General features: G+C 72.9%; 2 protein-coding genes. Both read right to left on the minus strand.

The features are described from left to right. The coding region (locus tag MKK67_RS02915; protein ID WP_409568360.1) for a helix-hairpin-helix domain-containing protein at positions 1 to 173 on the minus strand (173 nt) is incomplete at its 3' end. Between the two features lie 50 nt (positions 174 to 223). Then, positions 224 to 343 (minus strand): L,D-transpeptidase family protein (locus MKK67_RS02920; RefSeq protein ID WP_243962143.1); only part of this gene is annotated, 120 nt, incomplete at its 5' end.

Below are 343 nucleotides of genomic sequence, written 5' to 3' on the forward strand. Positions count from 1 at the left end.
TGGTCGAACGGGGCGAGGCCGGCCAGGCTGGCGGCCTGCTCGCGCGACAGGCGCCCGAGTTCGGGCATCTGCACGACCAGGCGCAGGGCGGTCTTCTCGCCGAGCCCCGGGATCGACAGCAGCAGGTCGAGCCGCTCGGCAAGGTCGGGCTGGGCGCGCAGCTCCGCGGCCAGGCGGGCGAGTTCGCGCGCGGCGCGGTCGCCGAAAACCCGGGATCAAACATCTAACTCGCCGCCGACCCGCCTGCCGCCAGCACCACCGCCCGCGTCCCCACCGGAACGCGGCGGTACAGGTCGATGATGTCCTGGTTCAGGAAGCGCACGCAGCCCGACGAGACCATGGT

This window comes from Methylobacterium sp. J-072 (genome assembly GCF_022829425.1).
Lineage (GTDB): Bacteria > Pseudomonadota > Alphaproteobacteria > Rhizobiales > Beijerinckiaceae > Methylobacterium.